Origin of the sequence: Microcoleus sp. Aus8_D2, assembly GCF_036702665.1 — a bacterium.
Taxonomy (GTDB): Bacteria; Cyanobacteriota; Cyanobacteriia; order Cyanobacteriales; family Microcoleaceae; genus Microcoleus.
In genome coordinates, this window is sequence record NZ_JAUBUN010000010.1 from 90,356 (window position 1) to 96,953 (window position 6,598).

6 protein-coding genes are annotated in these 6,598 nt (G+C 46.8%); 4 read left to right on the forward strand and 2 right to left on the reverse strand.

The features are described 5' to 3' along the window. Window positions 1–27 precede the first annotated feature (27 nt). Entirely contained in the window at window positions 28–1,542 is a 1,515-nt protein-coding gene (locus QUB64_RS10600) for an NADH-quinone oxidoreductase subunit M (RefSeq protein WP_333265466.1), read from the reverse strand. A gap of 128 nt (window positions 1,543–1,670) precedes the next feature. On the opposite strand from QUB64_RS10600, the gene QUB64_RS10605 reads away from it, so the two are divergent. Continuing rightward, entirely contained in the window at window positions 1,671–2,282 is a 612-nt protein-coding gene (locus QUB64_RS10605; RefSeq protein WP_333265465.1) for a Uma2 family endonuclease, read from the forward strand. Between the two features lie 97 nt (window positions 2,283–2,379). Here QUB64_RS10605 and QUB64_RS10610 read toward each other — a convergent pair whose 3' ends face one another. After that, window positions 2,380–4,254: an NAD(P)H-quinone oxidoreductase subunit F gene (locus QUB64_RS10610; protein ID WP_333265463.1), complete on the reverse strand. Its 1,875-nt coding sequence runs from the start codon at window positions 4,252–4,254 to the stop codon at window positions 2,380–2,382. A gap of 759 nt (window positions 4,255–5,013) precedes the next feature. Between QUB64_RS10610 and QUB64_RS10615 the strand changes: the two genes are divergently transcribed. The 3 genes from QUB64_RS10615 (at window position 5,014) to QUB64_RS10625 (ending at window position 6,379) form a co-directional block, all read left to right on the forward strand. Continuing rightward, complete coding sequence (locus QUB64_RS10615) at window positions 5,014–5,325, forward strand: carbon dioxide-concentrating mechanism protein CcmK (protein WP_006635059.1); 312 nt, start codon at window positions 5,014–5,016, stop codon at window positions 5,323–5,325. A gap of 108 nt (window positions 5,326–5,433) precedes the next feature. Next, the gene (locus QUB64_RS10620) at window positions 5,434–5,775 is read left to right on the forward strand and encodes a carbon dioxide-concentrating mechanism protein CcmK (RefSeq protein ID WP_006635058.1); all 342 of its coding nucleotides are present in this window, start codon (window positions 5,434–5,436) and stop codon (window positions 5,773–5,775) included. 298 nt (window positions 5,776–6,073) lie between these two features. Continuing rightward, window positions 6,074–6,379 carry a EutN/CcmL family microcompartment protein gene (locus QUB64_RS10625; RefSeq protein ID WP_172186882.1) on the forward strand — a complete coding sequence of 102 codons (306 nt, stop codon included), beginning with the start codon at window positions 6,074–6,076 and terminating at the stop codon, window positions 6,377–6,379. Window positions 6,380–6,598: the final 219 nt, after the last annotated feature.

Here is a 6,598-nt window from a genome sequence, read left to right on the forward strand (position 1 = left end):
GTCCTCACTACAAACCTAGGGTAGATATTAGTCCAAGTTTTGGGCGAGTTGTTGAACTTGCGCTGGCACATTCGATACTAGGCCGATCGCAGTTTTTTCGCTCAAACCAACTAAAACCGCCGGCTGCACTCCCATGATCGCAATGATTACTGCTAACACTAGCGAAGGAATGCGATCGCCCCAGCGGACTTGTGGCAAATTCTCCACCAAATCGGAAAGCCGGCCGAAAAAGGCGCGGTTGACCATAATTAAAAAGTAGACTGAAGTTAAACCAGTCCCGATCATGCAAAGCAAAGTTTGCACGGGAAATACTGGTAAACTGCCCCTAAACATCAAAAATTCAGCAATAAATCCCGACAATCCCGGAATGCCGGCACTCGCCATCACGCCGAGGATCATTAAACTGCCAATTACTGGCAAACCGCGATCGGGATTGAACAAACCTTTGAGCACATCTATGTTGCGGCTGCCGGATTTTTTGTAAACAATGCCGACACTCAAAAATAGTAGCCCTGAGATTAAACCGTGGCTGACCATTTGCAACACTGTTCCCATCATACTGATCGGAGTCGCTGCGGCGCTAGCTAACAAAATGTAGCCCATGTGAGCGATCGAACTGTAAGCTACAATTTTTTTCATGTCTTTTTGGGCGATCGCGCAACTAGCCCCGTAAATCACGCTCACCACCGCCCAACTCGCCAAAGTCGGCGCCGCCACCGCCCACGCATCAGGAAACAAACCCAAACCAAAGCGCAACATCCCGTAGGTTCCCAGCTTCAAGAGCACCCCCGCCAGCAGCACGGAAACAGGAGTCGAAGCTTCTACGTGAGCATCCGGCAGCCAAGTATGAAAAGGCACCAAAGGAATCTTAATTCCAAAAGCCAGCAACACCCCAGCCAGCAACACAATTTGCCTTACCAAAGGCAACGGCGAGCCTCCTTGCAAATGCGATGCACCCGCTGCACCAACCAGATCGAAACTAGAAGCACCGCTGAGCCAAACCACACCCAAGAAAGAAGCCAGCAGCACAATGCCCGAAAATGCAGTATAGATTAAAAACTTAGTTGCAGCATAGCCTCGACGCTCGCCTCCCCAAATTGCAATCAACAGATAAAGTGGAATTAGTTCTACCTCGAAAAAGAGGAAAAATAGCAGCAAGTTTTGAGATAAGAAAGCTCCTGTGACGCCACCAGTAATTAACAGCATCAAAGAATAATAAAGTCGAGGTCTGCGGATTGCCTCATCCGTAGCGTAAATCGCTACTCCTGTCAGTAGGGTATTTAAAATTACCAAAGGCAGAGACAAACCATCAACGCCGAGATTGTAATTAAATCCCAAATCATCGATCCAAGGAATAAATTCGGAAAACTGTAACTGACTGCTGTTGGCATCAAATTGAGCCGCCACAATCACCGAGAGAATAAAAGTTACACCCGCAATGGCGATCGCGGAATTCCGAACTATTTTAGAACCGATCGCACCTGGCCAAAACCCAATCAGGGCGGCGGCCAACATTGGTATCCAGATTAAAGCACTGAGCATCAATTAAAACTTTCCCTTATTACAGAGTTTTCCGAACTATATTTAACAGTAACGCAAAGCCACTGCATAAAAAAGCGATCGGCTAATTTTCTTGTTAACATAGATGCAAATGTCTTTGGAATCCTCCTATGACCTCAATTATTACCGATCGAGAAGATTTGCAAATTAAATCGAGTTCTCCTTCCACGCACCTCACAGTTGCCCACTTGGAACAAGTGCAAGCTATACTCTCGGAAGCACATCTAGACTACCAACTCGAACTGGTAGACGGGAAGATTATCGTTATGGGCCCATCAGACATTGTATCGAGCGAAATTGGAGCAGAATTTGTCAGTCTTTTGCGTAACTGGGTCAAGCCCCGGAAACTCGGACGAGTTTTTGAGTCCAGCGGCGGGTTTATTCTTCCCAATTCCAACCTTACAGCACCCGATGTTTCTTTTGTGTTAGCGGCACGTCTCAAACAAAGTAAGCGGTATTTTGCCGAACTGGTTCCAGATTTAGTAGTAGAAATCAAGTCTCAGTCCGATCGCCTCAAACCGCTCCGAGACAAAATTATATCATTTATCGAAATGGGAGCACAAGTAGGAATACTAATCGACCCGGACAAACGCACAGTAACAATTTACAGTCCGAAAGCCGAGCCAATTGTATTGACAGACGGCGACATGATTTCAATTCCCGAACTTTTACCCGGTTGGGAAGTTCCGGTTGCAGAATTGTGGCCGATCGAGTTTGAATAAAACTAGAGGAAGAAGCAGACAAACCAAAAACAATTTATCTGCGTACCCTTCGGGAAGGCTTCGCCTACATCCCCGTTCATCCGCCAACATCTGCGGTTTAGAACTGCCAAATAATCAGTCCCAGCAACGCAGCAACCCCCGCAGCAATAGTCAACACATAAAACTGCGACTGACCTGTGCCGCTGTACTTCAAACCTTCGCCGCTGAAAATTGTGGCAAAACCGAACAAATTTACAGCCCCGTCTACTACATACTTGTCAGTCCAAGCGCTGATTTTAGCAATAGAAGCTACGGCCAAAACCACAGTCAAGCGGTAAACTCGATCGATATAAAAGTCGTAAGCAAACAAATCCTGCACCGCTGGAAACGGTAGCCGTACTGGCCTAGGTAAAACGTCGTACCAATAAATCGCCACCCCAACCGCAACTCCAATCAAGCCCGATAACGCCAACAGGGGAATATCCAGAGTTTTCAACAGTAAATTTAAACTATCAAAGTCCCCAGTTTCCGCCCAAGGCCCAGTCCAACTAATCAACAATTGCCACTGCTGCAACATCCAAGGTACTAATAATCCAATCACCGTCAAAATTACCATCGGTAATGCCATCGGCCAACCGACTTCGGGAGCTCGGCGAGTTTTGGGCTGCGGTTTTCCGGCAAATACTAAGGCGAATACGCGAGTTAAATTGAGCGCAGTTAAACCATTAACCAAAAGCAGCACAACTACTAACCACCAGGGCACTGTCCAAAAACCGTTGAGCCAGCGCCGCATTACCCAAAAGTTGCCCATCGGCAATAGCGCTACCATGCCCGCAGCGCCTACTAAATAAGCCATTGTCGTGGCGGGCATCTTTGACCACAACCCACCCATTTCTGTTAAATCTTGAGTGTTGGTGGTGACAATTACTGACCCTATGCTCATGAATAATAGTGCTTTGGCGATCGAGTGCGCGAACAGCAACAGCAAAGCAATGTCAGTGTGATTCTGCCCCACCGCGATAAACACTAAACCCATAGAAGCGCTGGTAGAATGCGATAGTGTTCTTTTGATGTCGATTTGGGCGATCGCCACTAAGGAAGCACCAATAGCCGTCACCGCACCCAAAACCACCAGCACCACACCAGTTATCGGCGACAGCGCCAAAACAGGCTGAAGTTTAATCAAAACATAAGCCCCACCACCCACAACCACCGTATTCCGCATAATCGAAGCCGGGTTGGGCCCTTCCATCGCCTCGTCGAGCCACAGGTGAAACGGAAATTGAGCGCACTTGGCTGTAGGTGCGGCGATTAATGCCAAACCTAAAAGAGTCGCTACTAGAGGAGACAAAGTTGCAGTTTCCGCCCATTCTTCTAAATCGGAAAAATTCAAACTTCCGGCTAAAGTTGAAAGCGTCACTACTCCCATCAGCAGCGGTACGTCTCCTACACGCTTGGTTAAAAACGCATCTCTAGCCGCCGTCACTACCAGCGGTTGAGCGTACCAAAACCCGACTAGCAAATAAGTTGAGAGTGTCAGCACTTCCAACAAACCGTAAGTTAGCAGCAGCGAGTCGCTAATCGCAATCCCGCTAATTGCCGCTTCAAAAAAACCGAGCAGCCCAAAAAATCGAGCTAGCGCCCAGTCTTTTTCCATGTAGCCCAGCGCGTAAATTTGTGCTAGCAAACTCAGAATTGTCACTAACTCCATTGCTCCGACGCTGGTCGTGGAGATTTCTATGGCAAAAGACAAATCTAAATCTGCTGCTTGCACCCAGTGTACGAGCAATTGTTGGGGTGGTCGATCCCAAGTTGCTGCAAAAATAACCGATCCGTGGATGAAAGCCAACACACTCATCAGTAAATTGAAGTAAGCTGCGGGTCTGGGCCCTGTTGTGCGAACGGTTCCCGTAGACCACGGCAATGTTAAAATTGCGCCAATTAAGCCATATAAAGGTACCCACCAACAGGCTTGGAGGAGAAATTCTGTCATTTAATTTATCCCTTAAACTTGAAATTACTGGCGGCCTTTATCCAAAAGCAGTTCCGGGCGATCGGGAGCATCTCATTTTGGTAAAAATAATTTTATTGTTTGAGTGCGATCGTCCCGCTCCCACGGGCTGTCTATAACCTGTGCTGTGCGGGGACAGCACTACAAAAGCAAAACTGAGATGCTCCCGAGTGCGATCGCGCGACACCGTAAAACTTTCACTAAACCCGATCGTATAGTTCTGGCAAAATAATTTGCACTCAAGATTAACTATACATTAAAGCATCTAAACTGAGAATTCTCTCTATACAAAATTTCAGCCCGATCAGAATCGGCACTCACAGAAAAAAAACGCCCGCAGATCGGCCAAGACTGCCTTTTTTGGCCGTTTATCCGCGATCCCCCCTGGGAAATCCCCAAGTTTCCCGACCGCGATCGCCCTCGCCTTCAGCTACCGAACTCTACATGGCAGGTATTTGTACTTACTCTGCTTGCCGATCGCCGCCCGCATCTACTCCTCTATATATTAAGATTATTAAAAAAATATTAAATTATTTTAAGTAACATAAAAAATTTTAATTTTTGTTATTAAACATTATGATGTTAGTTTATATTGTCAAGGTGGACAGCTTCCCCTATTCTATAAGGATAGGAAGCTTTACACTGCGTTCCTAAATAATGTGGGCCTCCCCGTCCAAATTTTTAGATTTCTCAAAGATTTGTTACGGTAATTCCGCTAATCCTCAACTTGGAGATTCAAAAATGTCAATTGCCGTGGGAATGATTGAGACAAAAGGTTTTCCCGCTGTTGTGGAAGCTGCCGATGCTATGGTCAAAGCTGCTCGCGTTACCCTCGTGGGCTATGAAAAAATCGGCAGCGCCCGCGTCACCGTAATTGTGCGCGGCAACGTGTCGGAAGTCCAAGCCTCAGTCGCCGCAGGAGTGGAATCCGTCAAGCGGGTGAACGGCGGAGAAGTCGTCTCTACCCACATCATCGCTCGCCCCCACGAAAACCTAGAATACGTTCTGCCGATTCGTTATACAGAAGCAGTAGAGCAGTTCCGAGGCTACTAAGTTCTTAGCGCGCTGAAAATTAGTTTGACGAAACGTTTGACGAAACGCAGCGCGACCGTCAAAAATTAACAGTTTAGTTCCCCAAATATTCAATCAGGAGTAAAACCAATGGCAATTGCAGTTGGCATGATCGAAACCTTAGGCTTCCCCGCAGTTGTAGAAGCCGCTGACGCGATGGTCAAAGCAGCCCGCGTCACCTTGGTAGGGTACGAAAAAATCGGTAGCGCTCGCGTTACGGTCATTGTCAGAGGAGATGTCTCGGAAGTGCAAGCTTCCGTAGCCGCAGGAGTAGAGTCGGTGAAGCGCGTTAACGGCGGACAAGTGATGTCCACCCACATTATCGCCCGCCCTCACGAAAACTTGGAGTACGTGCTACCCATTCGCTACACCGAAGCTGTAGAACAGTTCCGCGAAGGCGTGAGCGGCATTCGCCCCCTCAACAGATCTTAAGATAGGCGATCGGCTGTTAGGGGCGTTTGGTAATTAAAAATTAAAAATCAAAAATTAAAAATCGCGATGTTTTTGATTTAGCATTTTTAATTTTTAATTGAGGTGGGCATGGGATATTGGTTATTAGTCATAAGTCACGAGTCCTGCCGTCATTAGTCCTGCCGTCAATAGTCCTGCCGTCATTAGACGAAAAACTCTAAAATGAAGACAGTGAACTGAATAAAGCTAATAAAAAAAAGACAAGTGACGGTGTAAAAATGACAATTACCAATTACCAATTACCAATTAATTACCGAAAATGCAAATGGCCAAAGTTCTCGGCACAGTTGTCAGTACCCAAAAAGAGCCGACGCTGAGAGGATCGAAATTTCTACTGCTGCAATTCATCGATGAAGAAGGTTCGCCAGTTCCCGGCTATGAGGTAGCCGCAGACTGTGTGGGCGCTGGTATAGATGAATGGGTTTTAGTGACCCGAGGCAGCGCAGCCCGGATCGCGCCGGGGAGCGAAAACCGTCCGATCGATGCTCTAGTAGTAGGCATTATAGATACTGTCAATGTAGAAAATCGCCTCATTTACAGTAAAAAAGACGACCCGTACCGCTAGTTGACAGTTGACCTGTGACAGTTGACAGTTGACAGTTGACAGGAAAGCAGTTGATAGGAAAGTAGTTGACAGTTGACAGTGAACAGCTAACAGTGAACAGTGAACAGTGAACAGTGAACAGTGAACAGTGAACAGTGAACAGCTAACAACTAACAACTAACAACTAACAACTAACAACTAACAACTAACAACTAACAACTAACAACTAACAACTAACAA

Excerpts from the sequence above, each read along its gene's own strand:
- QUB64_RS10600 (WP_333265466.1), bottom strand. The coding sequence starts at position 1,542 with ATGCTCAGTGCTTTAATCTGGATACCAATGTTGGCCGCCGCCCTGATT.
- QUB64_RS10605 (WP_333265465.1), top strand. The coding sequence starts at position 1,671 with ATGACCTCAATTATTACCGATCGAGAAGATTTGCAAATTAAATCGAGT.
- QUB64_RS10610 (WP_333265463.1), bottom strand. The coding sequence starts at position 4,254 with ATGACAGAATTTCTCCTCCAAGCCTGTTGGTGGGTACCTTTATATGGC.
- QUB64_RS10615 (WP_006635059.1), top strand. The coding sequence starts at position 5,014 with ATGTCAATTGCCGTGGGAATGATTGAGACAAAAGGTTTTCCCGCTGTT.
- QUB64_RS10620 (WP_006635058.1), top strand. The coding sequence starts at position 5,434 with ATGGCAATTGCAGTTGGCATGATCGAAACCTTAGGCTTCCCCGCAGTT.
- QUB64_RS10625 (WP_172186882.1), top strand. The coding sequence starts at position 6,074 with ATGCAAATGGCCAAAGTTCTCGGCACAGTTGTCAGTACCCAAAAAGAG.